Source organism: Microbacterium sp. A94, assembly GCF_051842855.1.
In the GTDB taxonomy this organism is placed as follows: Bacteria; Actinomycetota; Actinomycetes; order Actinomycetales; family Microbacteriaceae; genus Microbacterium.
The window spans coordinates 499,470-515,771 of sequence record NZ_JBPXMU010000001.1; the positions used below are offsets into that span (position 1 = coordinate 499,470).

Annotated in this window: 13 protein-coding genes; all 13 read left to right on the forward strand. The window is 64.3% G+C overall.

What is annotated here, in order from left to right:
* Window positions 1–29 precede the first annotated feature (29 nt).
* Window positions 30–494, forward strand: a complete 465-nt coding sequence (locus ACSU1L_RS02535) for a type II 3-dehydroquinate dehydratase (protein WP_439255035.1) — start codon at window positions 30–32, stop codon at window positions 492–494.
* A 92-nt stretch (window positions 495–586) separates the two neighbouring features.
* Entirely contained in the window at window positions 587–1,147 is a 561-nt protein-coding gene (gene efp / locus ACSU1L_RS02540) for an elongation factor P (RefSeq protein WP_438254537.1), read from the forward strand.
* A 3-nt stretch (window positions 1,148–1,150) separates the two neighbouring features.
* Window positions 1,151–1,561 carry a transcription antitermination factor NusB gene (gene nusB, locus ACSU1L_RS02545; RefSeq protein ID WP_438254538.1) on the forward strand — a complete coding sequence of 137 codons (411 nt, stop codon included), beginning with the start codon at window positions 1,151–1,153 and terminating at the stop codon, window positions 1,559–1,561.
* Between the two features lie 86 nt (window positions 1,562–1,647).
* Window positions 1,648–4,908, forward strand: a complete 3,261-nt coding sequence (locus ACSU1L_RS02550; RefSeq protein ID WP_439254618.1) for a DEAD/DEAH box helicase — start codon at window positions 1,648–1,650, stop codon at window positions 4,906–4,908.
* 86 nt (window positions 4,909–4,994) lie between these two features.
* The gene (locus ACSU1L_RS02555; RefSeq protein ID WP_439254619.1) at window positions 4,995–6,563 is read left to right on the forward strand and encodes a Rieske 2Fe-2S domain-containing protein; all 1,569 of its coding nucleotides are present in this window, start codon (window positions 4,995–4,997) and stop codon (window positions 6,561–6,563) included.
* Window positions 6,564–6,799: 236 nt separating this feature from the next.
* Window positions 6,800–7,330: a bifunctional pyr operon transcriptional regulator/uracil phosphoribosyltransferase PyrR gene (gene pyrR, locus ACSU1L_RS02560; protein ID WP_438254541.1), complete on the forward strand. Its 531-nt coding sequence runs from the start codon at window positions 6,800–6,802 to the stop codon at window positions 7,328–7,330.
* The gene (locus ACSU1L_RS02565) at window positions 7,327–8,289 is read left to right on the forward strand and encodes an aspartate carbamoyltransferase catalytic subunit (RefSeq protein ID WP_438254542.1); all 963 of its coding nucleotides are present in this window, start codon (window positions 7,327–7,329) and stop codon (window positions 8,287–8,289) included. Before pyrR ends, ACSU1L_RS02565 begins: the two co-directional genes overlap by 4 nt.
* Entirely contained in the window at window positions 8,289–9,593 is a 1,305-nt protein-coding gene (locus tag ACSU1L_RS02570; protein WP_438254543.1) for a dihydroorotase, read from the forward strand. The genes ACSU1L_RS02565 and ACSU1L_RS02570 overlap by 1 nt, the downstream gene beginning before the upstream one ends.
* Window positions 9,590–10,099, forward strand: coding sequence for a PH-like domain-containing protein (locus tag ACSU1L_RS02575; RefSeq protein WP_438254544.1), 510 nt, complete (start codon window positions 9,590–9,592; stop codon window positions 10,097–10,099). Before ACSU1L_RS02570 ends, ACSU1L_RS02575 begins: the two co-directional genes overlap by 4 nt.
* Window positions 10,096–11,238, forward strand: coding sequence for a glutamine-hydrolyzing carbamoyl-phosphate synthase small subunit (carA, locus tag ACSU1L_RS02580; RefSeq protein WP_439254620.1), 1,143 nt, complete (start codon window positions 10,096–10,098; stop codon window positions 11,236–11,238). Before ACSU1L_RS02575 ends, carA begins: the two co-directional genes overlap by 4 nt.
* Window positions 11,238–14,525: a carbamoyl-phosphate synthase large subunit gene (carB, locus tag ACSU1L_RS02585; protein ID WP_439254621.1), complete on the forward strand. Its 3,288-nt coding sequence runs from the start codon at window positions 11,238–11,240 to the stop codon at window positions 14,523–14,525. Before carA ends, carB begins: the two co-directional genes overlap by 1 nt.
* Window positions 14,522–15,385 (forward strand): orotidine-5'-phosphate decarboxylase, encoded by an 864-nt coding sequence (pyrF, locus tag ACSU1L_RS02590; protein ID WP_439254622.1) that lies wholly within the window; start codon window positions 14,522–14,524, stop codon window positions 15,383–15,385. Before carB ends, pyrF begins: the two co-directional genes overlap by 4 nt.
* Window positions 15,378–16,283, forward strand: coding sequence for a guanylate kinase (gmk, locus tag ACSU1L_RS02595; protein ID WP_438254550.1), 906 nt, complete (start codon window positions 15,378–15,380; stop codon window positions 16,281–16,283). The genes pyrF and gmk overlap by 8 nt, the downstream gene beginning before the upstream one ends.
* Window positions 16,284–16,302 lie beyond the last annotated feature (19 nt).

A 16,302-nucleotide genomic window follows, 5' to 3' on the forward strand; every position in this document is an offset into this window, starting at 1 on the left:
TCACCGGGACGATCGGAGCAGAGCTGGAGATGGCGCAAGACCTGGCTGTAGCCACACCGCATCGCCGCATCCTGCTCGTGAACGGCCCGAACCTCAATCTGCTCGGCACTCGTCAGCCCGAGATCTACGGTACCGCCACGCTGACCGACGTCGAGCAGATCACCGCTGACGCTGCAGCACAGGCGGGCTTCCAGGTGCGCAGCATCCAGAGCAATCATGAGGGCGTGCTGATCGATGCGATTCACGCAGCACGGGAAGACTGCCTAGGAATCGTGATCAACCCGGGCGGGCTGACCCACACCTCGGTTGCGCTGCGCGATGCCCTCACCGGGGTCTCGCTGCCTTTCGCTGAGATTCACATCTCCGACGTGAACGCCCGAGAGGAATTTCGACGCTTCTCCTACCTCCACGATGTGGCGGCGGTGCGGGTCATTGGCGAGGGCGTCGACGGCTACGCGAGCGCAGTTCGTCAGCTCACGGCGCTCATCGCGTAGAATCGACTGTCGGCCCCCACTAACTCGGTCCCTGAGCCTGTCGAAGGGCAGTGAGCGGTCCTTCCCAATAAACGAAACGGAACTCTGAACGCATGGCATCCACCGCAGACATCAAGAACGGCGTCGTCCTCAGCATCGACGGACAGCTCTGGAACGTCATCGAGTTCCAGCACGTCAAGCCTGGCAAGGGTGGCGCGTTCGTGCGTACCAAGCTGAAGAACGTCGTCTCCGGCAAGACCGTCGACCGCACCTACAACGCGGGCGCGAAGATCGACATCGAGAACGTCGATCGTCGTGACTTCACCTACCTGTACGCAGACGGCGACGGCTTCGTGTTCATGGACACGACCGACTACGACCAGATCACGGTCGGCGCTGCCACCGTCGGCGACGCGAAGAACTTCCTGCTCGAGAACCAGCAGGTCACGATCGCGCTGAACAACGGCAACCCGCTGTACCTCGACCTTCCGACATCCGTCATCCTCGAGGTGACCTACTCGGAGCCTGGTCTGCAGGGCGACCGCTCCTCGGCCGGCACCAAGCCCGCCACCGTCGAGACCGGTTACGAGATGCAGGTTCCGCTGTTCGTCGAGACCGGCACGAAGATCAAGGTCGACACCCGCACGGGTGAGTACCTCGGTCGCGAGAAGTAAGGCGTGAGCGCTCGGACGAAGGCGCGCAAGCGCGCACTCGACATTCTCTTCTCGTCAGACGTACGCGGCGATGACCTCGCCGTGACGCTGGCGGCAGAAGCAAAACGTGCTGCCAGCGAGCCTGCACGAGAGGCCTCCTGGCTCTATGCCCGCGAAATCGTCGACGGAATCTCCGATCACCGCGATGAGATCGACGAGAACATCATCACGCACAGTCGTGATTGGAAAATTGAGCGGATGCCGGCCGTTGACCGCGCTCTGCTGCGCATCGGCGTGTGGGAGATCGTCTACAACGATGAGGTCCCGACGGCCGTTGCTATCGATGAGGCAGTGGAGCTTGCCAAAGAGTTCTCCACGGACGATTCCGGTGCCTTCGTGCACGGCGTTCTCGCTCGGGTTGCTCGCTCGAGCTGAGCCTCACCATCGCCATCGCGACTTCGCGGTGATATCGGCCTTGTCGATGTCACCGCGCTGTCTGCCGTCACGGAGAGGATGCCATCATGTCTGCTCCGTACATTGATGAATCCGATCTTTCGCGGATGATCGACCGTGGAAGCTATGAGCGTGGCCGTGCGTACTTCCTCGAGGGGATGGTCTCCGAACTGCGTTGGAGCGCAGATTCGGATACTTTGACCGCCAGCGTCCGCGGATCGGGTAACGCGCTCTACCGCTGCGTCGTGCGAATGAAGCCGGGAACCGCGCAGATCACGGTAGCCACCTGCTCGTGCCCGGTTCCGCGCACCTGCAAGCATGTCGTCGCGGTTGTGCTCACAAGCAACGCAGAACGCGATGATGTCGCGGACGAATCCGTGGCAGCAGCGGAGCCGGCACGCCCAGGATGGCGCACTCTGCTCGAGGGCTCGACATCGGGAAAGACGCCCACCGCTCTGGCGTTGGGTATCGAACTTCGACACCGTTCCGCGCAGGGCGTCCATCAGTGGGCGCGGCGGCCGATGCGACCCGCCACAGCACGAGATGTCGCGCGCGGCGAGGGAGAACTTCTCGTCGGCATCCGACCGCTCATGCGCAGCGAGACAACAGGCTCATGGATCCATGGGACGGTGTCATGGGACTCCGTGCGGCGCTCAGGTACGCAGTTCGGTAAGGATCGCGTGCGGTGGTTCGCAGACTTGCTCAGCATCTCGCGTGATTCGCTGCTATCGGGCACTGCGGGTGATTGGCTCGTGCTGGACCACGTCGAATCGAACCTGCTCTGGGCGCACCTGCGCGCCGGAGCGGCACTGGGTATCCCGCTCGTCTCCACGCAGAAGAGCTTCACTTTCGCGATGGCCGAGGAAGGCTCGGTCACCGCTCAGGTCGTGCGGGCCGAAGACGGCGATCTGTCGGTGAGTGCCGAAGTCACTCTCGACGGTCGGAGCATGGATGAAAGTCGTATTCATCCGATCGGTCATTCCGGGATATTCGCGGTCACGTCGATCGGGGCCAGAGTCGCCGTAACACTGGCCGAAGTGCCGCTGAGCGCTCCGGTGCGTGCACTGCTCGACGCGGGCGAGCCGCTGTCCGTCCCTGCTGAAGAAGAAGCAGTGTTCCTCCGTGACGCCTACCCGGTGCTGGCGCGCCGGGTCCACGTGCAGGCTGTCGGAAAAATCGAACTGCCGACGATCCCGCAGCCGATACCGACACTCACGATCTCCCACCACCCCGGAGACACGGTCCGCTATCGATTCGACTGGACCTATCGAGGGTTCGGACGCTTCCCGTTCACCGCCACCACGGATGCGGTTCGCGACGAAGACGCCGAGGCACAGCAACGCCCAACCCTCGAGGCACAGTGGAGCGAGGCAACAGGCCTGCGCTTCGCAGACAGCGGCGCGTTCGAAGATGTCGAGGCGGCCGAGTTCGTTACTCATATCGTCCCGGCGCTCGAGAAGCAGGGCATCACGGTCGTCGTATCAGGAAAGCGCAAGTCCTATCAGGAGCTCAGCGGAGTGCCGGAGATCACCGTTTCCACGGTTGAGAGCGCTGACTCGGACTGGTTCGATCTCGGTGTCCTGGTCAAGATCGATGGGCGGACCATCCCCTTCACTCCGCTGTTTCGCGCGCTGAGCATGCGCCGGACGAAGCTGCTTCTTGTCGACGGCAGCTACTTCTCGCTGGCACATCCGGCACTGGATACACTGCGTGAACTCATCGACGAGGCCACCGAACTGTCGGAATGGGAAACCGCTCCGCGCATCAGCAGATACCAAACCGATCTCTGGGAAGAGTTCGAGGATCTTGCCGACGAAGCGCTACCTGCGACGAGCTGGCGCGCCACCGCTAACGGACTTCGGGCTGCGAGCGGAGTGCCAACGGCCGAGCTGCCTCAGGGGCTGAACGCCGCGTTGCGTCCCTATCAGAAGGCAGGGTTCGACTGGCTCGCCTTTCTCTGGGGACATCGCCTGGGCGGCATCCTCGCCGATGACATGGGTCTCGGAAAGACCCTGCAGCTGCTGACGCTCATCCTGCATGCGCGCGAATCGGGCGAAACGCGACCGTTCCTCGTCATCGCTCCGACGTCCGTGCTGTCGACCTGGCAGGACGAAGCGACGCGATTCGCCCCGGGGCTACGCGTTCAGATCATCGACGGCACGAGTGGCAGACGGGTCTCCTCGATCGCAGAGACCGCGAAGGATGCCGATCTCATCGTCACTTCGTACACATTGGCCAGGCTGGACGCCGATGAGTACGAATCGATCGAGTGGGCAGGTCTCATCCTCGATGAGGCGCAGTTCGTGAAGAACGCGTCGACGAAACAACATCGTGCTGTGGCCTCGCTGCGCGCCGATGTGACATTCGCTGTGACGGGCACGCCCATGGAGAACAGCCTCAGCGATATCTGGGCGTTGCTGAAACTCGCAGCTCCCGGACTCTTCCCCTCAGCCCGGAAGTTTCGGCAGGACTACATCCAGCCGATCGAGAAGGGAAAGGTGCCGGAGAACGAGGAAGGCAGTGAGTATCGCCAGCGGCGTCTGGAACGGCTACGCCGCCGAATCCGTCCGCTGATGCTGCGCCGCACCAAGGAACTCGTCGCGACCGATCTTCCGGAGAAGCAGGAACAGCTGTTGCATGTCGAGCTGAGCCCGGCGCATCGCGCACTGTACGACACCGTGCTGCAGCGTGAACGCCAGAAAGTGCTCGGGCTGCTGAAGGATCTCGATCGCAACCGGTTCATCGTTTTCCGCTCGTTGACGATGCTGCGGATGCTGAGCCTTGCGCCGGGGCTGGTGGACGAATCCGATGCGAAGATCGGTTCGCGCAAGCTGGACGCTCTGGTCGAGCGAGTCATCGAGTTGCAGACCGAACATCACCGCGCGCTCGTCTTCAGCCAGTTCACCTCGTTCCTGCAAATGGCCGCGGCTCGTTTGGATCGAGCGGGGATCCCGTACGTATATCTGGACGGCTCCACACGAAACCGGCAGAGCGTCATTCAGGAGTTCCGCACAGGTGAGCAGCCGGTGTTCCTGATCAGCCTGAAATCCGGTGGGTTCGGGCTCACTCTGACCGAGGCCGACTACGTCTTCATGCTCGACCCGTGGTGGAACCCAGCGGCCGAGTCGCAGGCCGTCGACCGTGCTCATCGCATCGGCCAGGACAAACAGGTGTTCGTCTATCGGATGATCTCTGCGGGCACCATCGAGGAGAAGGTGCTGGCGCTGCAGCAGCGCAAGGCGCGTCTGTTCACAGCCGTGATGGACGACGAGGCGTTGTTCTCCCAGGCGCTGACCGCTGACGACATCCGCGGACTCTTCGAGGACTGAGCCACCGGGAGTTTCTCCGGCCCATCGCGGCGGATGCCCGGGCGTCCCCGGGTAGAATCGAGGCTTGCACAGCGGGAGGAAAAGCAATGCGGATCACGGGACTCGGCCACGCCGGGATGTTCATCGAGACGGTCGGCGGAAACATCATCTGCGACCCGGTGCTCGGCCCATCCTTCTACGGTTCGTGGTTCCCGTTCCCTGACAACCGTGGCCTGGAGTGGGAACGACTGGGCCGCGAAGCGGACTTCCTCTACATCTCGCACCGCCACCGTGATCACTTCGATCCGGCGCTGTTGGAGCGGTATATCCGCAAGGACATCGAGGTGCTCTTGCCGGAGTACCCGATCGATGACCTCGAGCAGGACATCCGAGCGCTCGGCTACCACAACATCACGTATGCTCCCGCCGGCGAAGTCATCGAGCGTGGCGATCTGAAGATCATGATTACACCGCTGCGTGCGCCCAGCGACGGCCCGATCGGCGACTCGTCGCTGAGTGTCGACGATGGCACCGCGTCGATCCTGAATCAGAACGACTCGCATCCCCTTGACCTGGAGACGCTGCTGAGCTTCGGCAAACCCGACGCCTATTTCACGCAGACCTCAGGCGCTATCTGGTGGCCGATGGTGTACGACCTGCCGCAGGACGCCAAGCAGAACTTTGCTCGTCTCAAGCGCGACGCGCAGAACAAGCGGGCGATGTTCTATATCGAGAAGGTCGATGCGCCGCACGTGTTCCCGATGGCGGGGCCACCGATGTTCCTGCGAGATGACCTATTCAAGTACAACGGCTTCGGCAAGGACGACGACTCGATCTTCACTGATCAGAAGCAGTTCATCGCGCATATGAAGGAGCTCGCTCCCCAGTACAACGGGCAGCTTTTCGTGCCCGGAACTGTCGTCGAATTGCAGGGCAGCGCCCTCACCATGTCGCAGTCGCTCTACACGGATGACGAGATCGCGCACATCTTCGATGAAAAGTGGGACTACCTCGAGTCTCAGCGCGCGAGCCGGCAGCAGGAGATCCGTGACGAGGAAGCGTCCCGCGCCGAGGTTCTTCCGCCCGACGAGATGCTCGCCGCGATCAAGGCGTGGTGGGAGCCGCTGCTGAAGAAGTCGCGCACCATCCGGCTCGGTGTCGGAGGAAATGTGCGGTTCCGGATCGGTGAGCTCGACATGGTGGTCGACTTCCCCAAAGCGAAGGTTCGCGAGTACGCGGGGGAGGAGTGCATCTACTGGTACACGATTCCCGCCGACCTGGTGTCGACCAACATCGCCGACCACGAGATCGACTGGTCGAACTCGATCTTCCTCTCCATGCAGTTCTCGGTCGGCCGCAGCGGGAAGTTCAACGAGTTCCTCACCACGTTCCTCAAGTGCCTATCGGTGGACCGCATCGAGTACGTGGAGAACTGGTACTCCGAGCAGACCGACCAGACCGAGGATGCCGAGATCGGCGACTGGACCGTGCAGCGCCGTTGCCCGCACCTGCGCGCAGATCTCACCAAGACAGGCAAGGTCGATGAGGACGGCGTGCTCACCTGCAGCATGCACGACTGGAAGTGGGATCTGAAGACCGGTAAGTGCCTCAGCACCACCGGCCACGAGATCCGTGCGACGAAGTCCGCCGACGCGGCGCAGCCTCCGTCGTCCTGATTCATCCGATGCCATCTGCTCGCGTGTCTCAGTACGTGCGGGTCTCCGGCTCGATATCCGCACGTACTGTGACACGTGCGGCGGTGCGTCTCACTTAGTGTGGGAAGACCCCGGCCGAAGTCGCACGTACTGTGACACGGTCCGGCGGTGCGACCGGCGACGCTCGTGGGCACCTGTAGAATCAGAGGGTAAGCAACCTTTAACACCGTCCAGAGAGGCGGAGAAGGGAGCGGTAAATGAGCACGCGCACTGTGCTGCATGAAGCCGATATTTCCCGGGCTCTGACCCGTATTGCCCATGAGATCCTCGAATCCAACCGGGGAGCAGCCGATCTGGTGCTGCTGGGCATTCCTACTCGAGGCGTCGCCCTCGCACAGCGCCTCGGCGCTCTGATCAGCGATATCGCACAGACTGAGGTGCCGGTCGGCTCGCTGGATGTCACGCTGTTCCGCGACGATCTGGCCAAGCATCCGACGCGGTCGCCGCGACCGACCGAGATCCCCGCCGGCGGCATCGGCGGTAAGACGGTCGTGCTCGTTGATGACGTGCTCTTTTCCGGGCGCAGCATCCGCGCCGCGCTCGACGCGATCCAGTCGATCGGACGCCCATCCGTCGTCCGCCTCGCGATCCTCGTCGACCGTGGGCACCGCGAACTCCCGATCCGACCGGACTTCGTCGGCAAGAACATCCCGTCCGCACGCACCGAGCGCGTAAACGTGCGCCTGCACGAGTACGACGGCGCCGACGAGGTGACGATCGAATCATGAGGCACCTGCTCGATACAAAGACGCTCGATCGCGAGACAGCCCTGCGGATCCTCGATGTCGCGGAAGACATGTCCGACACGCAGTCGCGGGAGGTGAAGAAACTCCCCACCCTTCGCGGCAAGACCGTGGTCAACCTGTTCTTCGAAGACTCCACGCGCACGCGCATCTCGTTCGAGGCGGCCGCTAAACGGCTGTCGGCCGACGTGATTAACTTCGTGGCCAAGGGCTCCAGCGTCTCCAAGGGCGAAAGCCTAAAGGACACGGCGCAGACCCTCCAGGCGATGGGCGCGGATGCCGTGGTCATCCGGCATCCGGCATCTGGCGCGCCGCGCACACTCGCCACCAGCGGGTGGATTTCCGCCGGCGTCGTCAACGCCGGTGACGGCACGCACGAGCATCCCACCCAGGCCCTGCTGGATGCCTTCACCATTCGCAAGCGACGCTTCGGCGCCGATAGCCGGGGACGAGACCTCGCCGGGGTCACCGTCGTGATCGTCGGTGATGTGCTGCACTCCCGAGTCGCGCGTTCGAACGTGTGGCTGCTGGCAGCCCTCGGCGCTGAGGTGACTCTCGTTTCGCCGCCGACGCTGCTGCCGCAGAACGTCTCGCAATGGCCGGTTCGCGTTCTCTACGACTTCGATGAGGCCCTACGCGAGGGACCGGATGCGGTCATGATGCTGCGCATCCAACTGGAACGCATGGGCGCCGCATATTTCCCCAGTGAGCGGGAATATTCCCAGCGTTGGGGCCTGGACGCTGTGCGCGCAGCATCACTTCCGGGAGATAGCATTGTTATGCACCCGGGACCCATGAATCGCGGCCTGGAGATCTCCTCCGCAGCCGCTGACTCTCCGCGCTCCACGGTGCTGGAACAGGTCACCAACGGGGTGTCTGTGCGCATGGCGGTGCTGTACCTGCTTCTTGCCGGAGAACGAAACGACGAACGAGGGGAAAACTGATGACTGAGACCCTCGTAATCACGGGCGCCCAGTTGCTCGGAACCGACAGCGCGGACATCGTTGTCGAGGATGGCATGATCGCCGAGATCGGAACCGGCCTCAGCCGTTCCGGCGCGCGCATCATCGATGCGGCGGGGCTCGTTGCCCTCCCCGGCCTCGTGGATCTGCACACCCACCTGCGCGAGCCCGGGTATGAAGCATCCGAAACGATCCTGACCGGCACGAGAGCCGCGGCAGCAGGCGGCTTTACCGCGGTCTTCGCGATGCCGAACACGATGCCCGTCGCCGATTCCGCGGGAGTGGTAGAGCAGGAACTCGCCCTTGGCGAAGCTGCCGGCTACGCCACGGTCCAGCCGATCGGTGCTGTCACCGTCGGCCAGAAGGGCGAACGCCTCGCCGAGCTCGGCGCGATGGCATCCTCCCGGGCGAAGGTTCGGGTATTCAGCGATGACGGCTTCTGCGTCTTCGACCCCCTGATCATGCGCCGCGCACTCGAGTATGTGAAGTCCTTCGGCGGCGTCATCGCCCAGCACGCACAGGATCCTCGCCTGACCGAAGGCGCCCAGATGAACGAGGGTGCTGTCTCTGCCGAACTGGGCCTGGCCGGCTGGCCCGCCGTCGCCGAAGAGTCGATCATCGCGCGCGACGTGCTGCTGGCCGAACACGTGGGTTCGCGCCTGCACGTGTGCCATCTGTCCACCGCAGGTTCGGTCGACATCATCCGTTGGGCCAAGAAGCGCGGCATCAACGTCACAGCTGAAGTCACGCCGCACCACCTGCTGCTGACCGAAGAGCTGGTGCGCGGCTACGACCCGCGGTACAAGGTGAATCCTCCGCTGCGCCGCGAGGAAGATGTTCTCGCTGTGCGTGAGGGTCTCGCCGACGGCACGATCGACATCGTCGCCACCGATCATGCCCCGCACCCGAGTGAGAGCAAGGCCTGCGAATGGCAGGCGGCCGCCAACGGCATGGTGGGCCTCGAAAGCGCACTGCGTGTCGTGCATCAGTCGATGGTGCAGACCGGGCTGATCGGCTGGGCGGATGTCGCCAGGGTGATGAGCGCGGCTCCGGCACGAATCGGGATGCTGGAGGGCCATGGCACTCCGCTTGAGACCGGCCGGCCGGCTCAGATCACGCTGTACGATCCCAGCATCGCCGGCACATTCACCGCAGCCGACTTGCACGGTCGCAGCGAGAACTCGCCGTACCTCGGGCGTGAGCTTCCCGGTCGCGTGGAGTACACCGTGCACCACGGCCTGGTCACACTCGCATCGGGCATCGTTGTAGAGGAGTTGGGCGCGTGAGTACCCGCGATATTGCCATCGCGATCACGATCGCGGTCGCACTGCTGATTCTTCTTGCCATGCTCTTCGCGTGGCGACGACGATTGCGACGCGACTCGCAATTCTCGGCTCCGTTAGGAGTGCCCGAGCATGCCGAGGTCCGCTCCCGCCACGAAGTTCTCTACGTCTCCACAACGCGGCACGACGAGCCACTGGAGCGCCTGGCGATCTCGCCGCTGGCATACCGCGCCAGGGGAGAAGTAGCAGTCACCGACCGCGGGGCAGCCCTCTGTCTCGACGGCTCGCCCACCGTGTTCATCGCTTCTGCGTCACTCGTCGCGGTGGACCGCGCCTCCGTCACGATCGACCGGGTGGTCGAACCGGGCGGTCTCGTGCGATTGGCCTGGAAGCTCGACGACAACACGATCGTCGACTCGTATCTGCGCGCCACCAGCGGCGCCCCCGAAAACCTCATCTCAGATCTGCAGCGGCTCACCCCTGCTCACAACTCAGGAGCTACGTCATGACATTGCCTGAACCCGCCGTCCTTGTCCTGGAGGACGGAACCCGTCACACGGGCCGCGCCTACGGCGCACGCGGCACCACGCTCGGCGAGGTCGTCTTCGCCACCGGTATGAGCGGCTACCAGGAGACACTGACCGACCCGTCCTATGCCGGCCAGATCGTCCTGCAGACAGCACCGCACATCGGCATCACCGGGATGAACGAGGAAGACTCCGAGTCTCACCGCATCTGGGTCGCCGGCTACATCGTCCGCGACCCTTCGCGTGTCGTGTCCAACTGGCGCGCCGAGTCATCGCTCGACGCGGGCCTCATCAACGACGGCATCGTCGGCATCAGCGGTATCGACACGCGCTCGATCACCCGCCGCATCCGCTCGGCGGGATCCATGCGCGGAGGCATCTTCTCGGGTGCGGATGCCGCGCTCGATCCCGATGAGCAGCTGCGCATGGTGCAGCAGGCTCCGCAGATGAGCGGGCGTAACCTGTCGGCCGAAGTCTCTGTCGATGTCGTCACCGTGACGACCGCGGTGGGGGAGCGCCTGGGCAATCTCGCCGTGCTCGATCTCGGTGTCAAGCAGGCGACGATCGACAACCTCGCTGCTCGCGGCTTCGAGGTGCACGTGCTGCCGCAGACCTCGACGATCGAGGATATCCGTGCGATCGACCCGGTAGCAGTGTTCTACTCCAACGGCCCGGGCGACCCGGCTGCATCCGACGGCCACGTCGCGCTGCTGCGCGAGGTACTCGACGAGGGCCTGCCGTTCTTCGGCATCTGCTTCGGCAACCAGCTGCTCGGGCGGGCCCTGGGACTGGGCACCTACAAGCTGCCGTTCGGCCACCGAGGCATCAATCAGCCGGTGCTCGACAAGTCGACAGGCAAGGTTGAGATCACCGCGCACAACCACGGGTTCGCCGTAGAAGCGCCGCTGGAAGGGTCCTTCGAGAGCCCCAACGGCTACGGGCTGGTCGAGGTCAGCCACGTCGGCTTGAACGACAACGTCGTCGAGGGCCTCCGCGCCCTCGACATCCCGGCATTCTCGGTGCAGTACCACCCCGAGGCCGCTGCCGGTCCGCACGACGCCAACTATCTCTTCGACCGCTTCCGCGATCTGGTCATCGCCACCCAGGGAGACAAGAACTAATGCCCAAGCGCGACGACATCAAGTCCGTCCTCGTCATCGGCTCCGGCCCGATCGTCATCGGCCAGGCCTGCGAATTCGACTACTCCGGAACCCAGGCGTGCCGCGTGCTGCGCGAAGAGGGCGTGCGCGTCATCCTCGTGAACTCCAACCCGGCCACGATCATGACCGACCCTGACTTCGCGGATGCGACCTACATCGAGCCAATCACCTGGCAGGTCATCGAGACGATCATCGCCAAGGAGCGCCCCGACGCGATCCTCCCGACGCTTGGCGGTCAGACCGCCCTGAACGCCGCGATCGAGCTGCACAACCACGGCATCCTCGAGAAGTACGATATCGAGCTCATCGGCGCGAACTTCGAGGCCATCAACCGGGGCGAAGATCGTCAGATCTTCAAGCAGCTCGTGCTGGATGCCGGTGCCGATGTCGCTGACAGCCGCATCGCCCGCACCATGGACGAGGTGCTCGCCGGTGCTGCAGAGCTCGGATACCCGTTGGTCGTCCGCCCCAGCTTCACCATGGGCGGCCTCGGCTCCGGGTTCGCCTACGACGAAACCGACCTCCGTCGCATCGCCGGCGCCGGTCTGCACGACTCACCGACCAACGAGGTGCTCCTGGAAGAGTCGATCCTCGGCTGGAAGGAGTACGAGCTCGAGCTCATGCGTGACACGGCCGACAACACGGTCGTCGTCTGCTCTATCGAGAACGTCGACCCGGTCGGTGTGCACACCGGCGACTCGATCACCGTGGCACCCGCGCTCACCCTGACCGACCGCGAGTATCAGAAGATGCGCGACATCGGCATCGACATCATCCGCGCCGTCGGCGTGGACACCGGTGGATGCAACATCCAGTTCGCCGTTGACCCGTCCAACGGCCGCATCATCGTCATCGAGATGAACCCGCGTGTTTCGCGCTCGAGCGCGCTCGCTTCCAAAGCGACCGGTTTCCCGATCGCCAAGCTCGCCGCCAAGCTCGCGCTCGGCTACCGCCTCGACGAGATCCCGAACGACATCACCGGCGTGACGCCGGCGAGTTTCGAGCCCACGCTCGACTACGTCGTGGTCAAGGTTCCGCGCTTCGCGTTCGAGAAGTTCCCGGCGGCCGATGCCACGCTGACGACCACTATGAAGTCGGTCGGCGAGGCGATGGCCATTGGCCGCAACTACGCCACCGCGCTGCAGAAGGCGCTCCGCTCGCTGGAGAAGCGTGGTTCGAGCTTCCACTGGGGCGAGGAATCCCGCAGCGTCGAAGAGCTTCTGAAGGTTTCGGAGACCCCCACCGACGGTCGAATCGTCGTGCTGCAGCAGGCGCTGCGCAAGGGCGCGACGATCGAGCAGGCATTCGAAGCCACGGCGATCGACCCCTGGTTCATCGACCAGATCGTACTGATCAACGAGGTCGCCGAGCACGTGCGCACGGCCGCAGAGCTCGACGCCGACACGATCCGTTATGCCAAGGATCACGGCTTCTCCGACGCGCAGCTCGCAGAGATCCGCGGTATCGACGAGGCAGCGGTTCGAAGCATCCGCCATGGTTTCGGTGTGCGCCCGGTGTTCAAAACCGTCGACACCTGCGCCGGCGAATTCCCGGCCACGACGCCGTACCACTACTCGAGCTACGACCTTGAGACCGAGGTCGCTCCCTCCGAGCGCACCAAGGTCGTCATCATCGGTTCCGGCCCGAACCGCATCGGCCAGGGTGTCGAATTCGACTACTCCTGCGTGCACGCATCCTTCGCGCTGTCGGATGCCGGATACGAGACCGTCATGGTCAACTGCAACCCGGAGACCGTCTCCACCGACTACGACACCTCGGACCGTCTCTACTTCGAGCCGCTGACGCTTGAGGACGTCCTCGAGGTGCTCGACGCGGAAGCCGCCAGCGGCACGATCCTCGGCGTCGTCTGCCAGCTCGGCGGACAGACCCCGCTGGGTCTCGCGAAGGGGATCCAGGCCGCCGGCTACACGGTCTTGGGCACCAGCCCCGAGGCGATCGACATCGCCGAGGAACGCGAGCTGTTCTCGCAGCTGCTCGACAGGGCCGGCCTCGTCGCGCCCCGCCACGGCACGGCGACGGACGCCGACGGCGCCGTTGTGATCGCCGAGGACATCGGATACCCGGTGCTCGTGCGCCCGAGCTTCGTGCTCGGCGGCCGCGGCATGGAGATCGTCTACGACACCCCGAGCCTGCGCGACTACTTCGTGCGCACCGCCGGTGAGGTCATCGTCGGTCCCGGCACACCGCTGCTCGTCGACCGGTTCCTGGACGACGCCATCGAGCTCGATGTGGACGCGCTGTACGACGGAAGCGAGTTGTACATCGGCGGTGTGATGGAGCACCTCGAAGAGGCTGGCATCCACTCCGGCGACTCCAGCTGCACGCTGCCACCGATGTCGCTGGGTCGCAGCGACGTAGACCGTGTGCGTGAGGCGACTCTCGCGATCGCCGAGGGCGTCGGTGTACGGGGCCTGCTCAACGTGCAGTTCGCCGTCAGCGCGGATGTGCTCTACGTGATCGAGGCGAACCCGCGCGCAAGCCGCACCGTTCCCTTCGTGTCGAAGGCACTCGGCATTCCGATGGCGAAGGCCGCGAGCCGCATCATGGTGGGTGCAACGATCGCCGAGCTCAAGGACGAAGGTCTGCTGCCGCAGTCTGACGGCTCCCGCGTCCCGCTGGATGCTCCAGTTTCCGTCAAGGAAGCGGTGCTTCCGTTCAAGCGGTTCCGCACCAAGGACGGCAAGATCGTTGACTCCGTGCTCGGCCCGGAGATGCGCTCCACCGGTGAGGTCATGGGAATCGACAAGGACTTCCCGACCGCATTCGCGAAGAGCCAGGCTGCCGCGTACGGGGGCATGCCCACGTCCGGCACGGTGTTCATCTCGGTCGCCGACGCAGACAAGCGCGCAGTGATCCTGCCCGCGCACCGTCTGCAGCAGTTGGGCTTCGACCTTGTCGCAACCGAGGGCACGGCCGAGATTCTCTCGCGCAACGGCATCAAGGTGCAGGTCGTGTCGAAGTTCAGTGAGACCCAGCAGGACGGCCGCGAGAATATCGTCGACCTCATCAACAACGGCGCGATCGACATCATCGTGAACACGCCGTCCGGTGGGGCCGCACGCGCAGACGGTTACGAGATCCGCGCGGCAGCCGTGGCCGCAGACAAGGCGCTGTTCACGACCATCGCCGTGCTCGGCGCTGCCGTCAGCGGGATGGATGCCGCAGACCAGGGCTTCAGCGTCAAGAGCCTGCAGGAGTATGCGATCGACCGACAGGCAGCCCTGTGACCGAACGCTTCGGAGAGCGGGTCCGCGCAGTGCTCAGCACACGCGGCCCGCTCTGCGTGGGTATCGATCCGCACGGATCGTTGCTGCAGGCCTGGGGCCTGCCTGATTCAGCGGCAGGCGTACGCGATTTCGGCTTGCGGACCGTGGATGCTGCCATCGGACGCGTCGGTCTGGTGAAGCCGCAGGTGTCGTTCTTCGAGCGCTTCGGTTCGGCCGGATTCGCTGCGCTGGAAGATGTGCTCCGAGCCGCTCGTGACGCCGATCTGCTCGTGATTGCGGATGCCAAACGCGGCGACATCGGCACCACGATGGATGCTTATGCTGCGGCCTGGTTTACGCCCGGCTCGCCGCTCGAGGCAGATGCGCTCACGGTGAACCCTTATCTGGGCATCGGCACGCTGGACCACACGTTCTCGCTCGCGGAGAGTCATGGCAAGGGCGTGTTCGTCCTGGCCGCGACAAGCAACCCCGAGGCGCACGGTGTGCAGCGGGCGCGCACGATTGCGGATTCGGGCGTGGATGTCGGGCAGACCGTCTCCGGATCGATCATCGAACAGGTCAGCAGTCGTAACGCCCAGGTCACACCAGCCGGGCGCTGGGCGAGCGTTGGTTTCGTCATCGGCGCAACCGTCGAATGGTCGGATGTCGGCATTTCACCGTTCGCCCCACCGGCACCCATCCTCGCGCCCGGGTTCGGCGCGCAGGGTGCAGGACCCGCCGACCTCTCCGCACGCTTCGGCGATGCAGCAGCGATGGTTATTGCGACCGAGAGTCGGAGCATCCTGTCAGCCGGTTTCGAGGCTCTGACCGCGACAATAGACTCCCGTGTTGCGGAGTATCAGGAGGCTCTGAATGGCTGAGCGCAGCATCCCCGAAGTAGATCGCGCCGCCGCGGCCCGTCGCGCCGTCGAGCGTCGTCGTGCGCGTGCTGCGGTGAAGCGTTCGCTCACGATGCGTGTCGTAGCGCCGCAGGCTGTCGCCCGGCAGGCATTCGATGATGCGGACTCGGTTGCCGGTTCCATGCGCATCACGGATTTTCTGATCGCACTGCCGGCCATCGGTGTCGGCAAACGCGACCGGATTCTGCTTGACCTCGATATTTCGCCTGTGAAGCGCTTGGGCGGTCTCGGCGTCCGCCAGCGCACGAGCCTCCTGCAGTGGCTTGATCTTCGATTCCCTGAGCACGGTCCGCGCGCCGGACGCAGCCGACTGTTGGTTCTTGCCGGGCCCACTGCGGTCGGCAAGGGCACCGTTGCCGCCTACATCCGCGAGCATCACCCTGAGATCCACCTCTCGGTGTCGGCGACCACCCGCGCGCCGCGCCCTGGCGAGACCGATGGCGTGCACTATTTCTTCGTCGACGAGGCCGAGTTCGATCGGATGGTTGCAGCGGGAGAGCTCCTGGAGCACGCGGTCGTTCATAATCGTTCGCGGTACGGCACACCGCGGCGCCCGATCGATGCCGCCCTGGCCGAGGGCAAGACTGTGCTGCTCGAGATCGATCTGCAGGGAGCGCGTCAGGTCCGTGCGGCAGAGCCGTCGGCGACGCTGGTGTTTCTGCTGCCGCCTTCGTGGGATGAACTCGTGCACCGGCTGGTCGGAAGAGGGACCGAGGACGAAGAAGAGCGCGCCCGTCGACTGCGCACTGCGAAGGTCGAGTTGGCCGCGCAGAATGAGTTCGATTATCTGATTGTGAACGAGGAAGTCGCCCGAGCTGCGCGCGAGGTCGTAGGATTGTCTGAGGCGTCTGCGCGCTGAGCGTTCCCGGAGCCCGTCA

Bases quoted from the DNA above. Each gene is read 5' to 3' on its own strand.
- ACSU1L_RS02555 (WP_439254619.1), top strand. From the start codon at position 4,995: ATGCGGATCACGGGACTCGGCCACGCCGGGATGTTCATCGAGACGGTC.
- carB (WP_439254621.1), top strand. From the start codon at position 11,238: ATGCCCAAGCGCGACGACATCAAGTCCGTCCTCGTCATCGGCTCCGGC.
- carA (WP_439254620.1), top strand. From the start codon at position 10,096: ATGACATTGCCTGAACCCGCCGTCCTTGTCCTGGAGGACGGAACCCGT.
- ACSU1L_RS02550 (WP_439254618.1), top strand. From the start codon at position 1,648: ATGTCTGCTCCGTACATTGATGAATCCGATCTTTCGCGGATGATCGAC.
- gmk (WP_438254550.1), top strand. From the start codon at position 15,378: ATGGCTGAGCGCAGCATCCCCGAAGTAGATCGCGCCGCCGCGGCCCGT.
- ACSU1L_RS02535 (WP_439255035.1), top strand. From the start codon at position 30: ATGGCGCAAGACCTGGCTGTAGCCACACCGCATCGCCGCATCCTGCTC.
- ACSU1L_RS02570 (WP_438254543.1), top strand. From the start codon at position 8,289: ATGACTGAGACCCTCGTAATCACGGGCGCCCAGTTGCTCGGAACCGAC.
- efp (WP_438254537.1), top strand. From the start codon at position 587: ATGGCATCCACCGCAGACATCAAGAACGGCGTCGTCCTCAGCATCGAC.
- ACSU1L_RS02565 (WP_438254542.1), top strand. From the start codon at position 7,327: ATGAGGCACCTGCTCGATACAAAGACGCTCGATCGCGAGACAGCCCTG.
- pyrR (WP_438254541.1), top strand. From the start codon at position 6,800: ATGAGCACGCGCACTGTGCTGCATGAAGCCGATATTTCCCGGGCTCTG.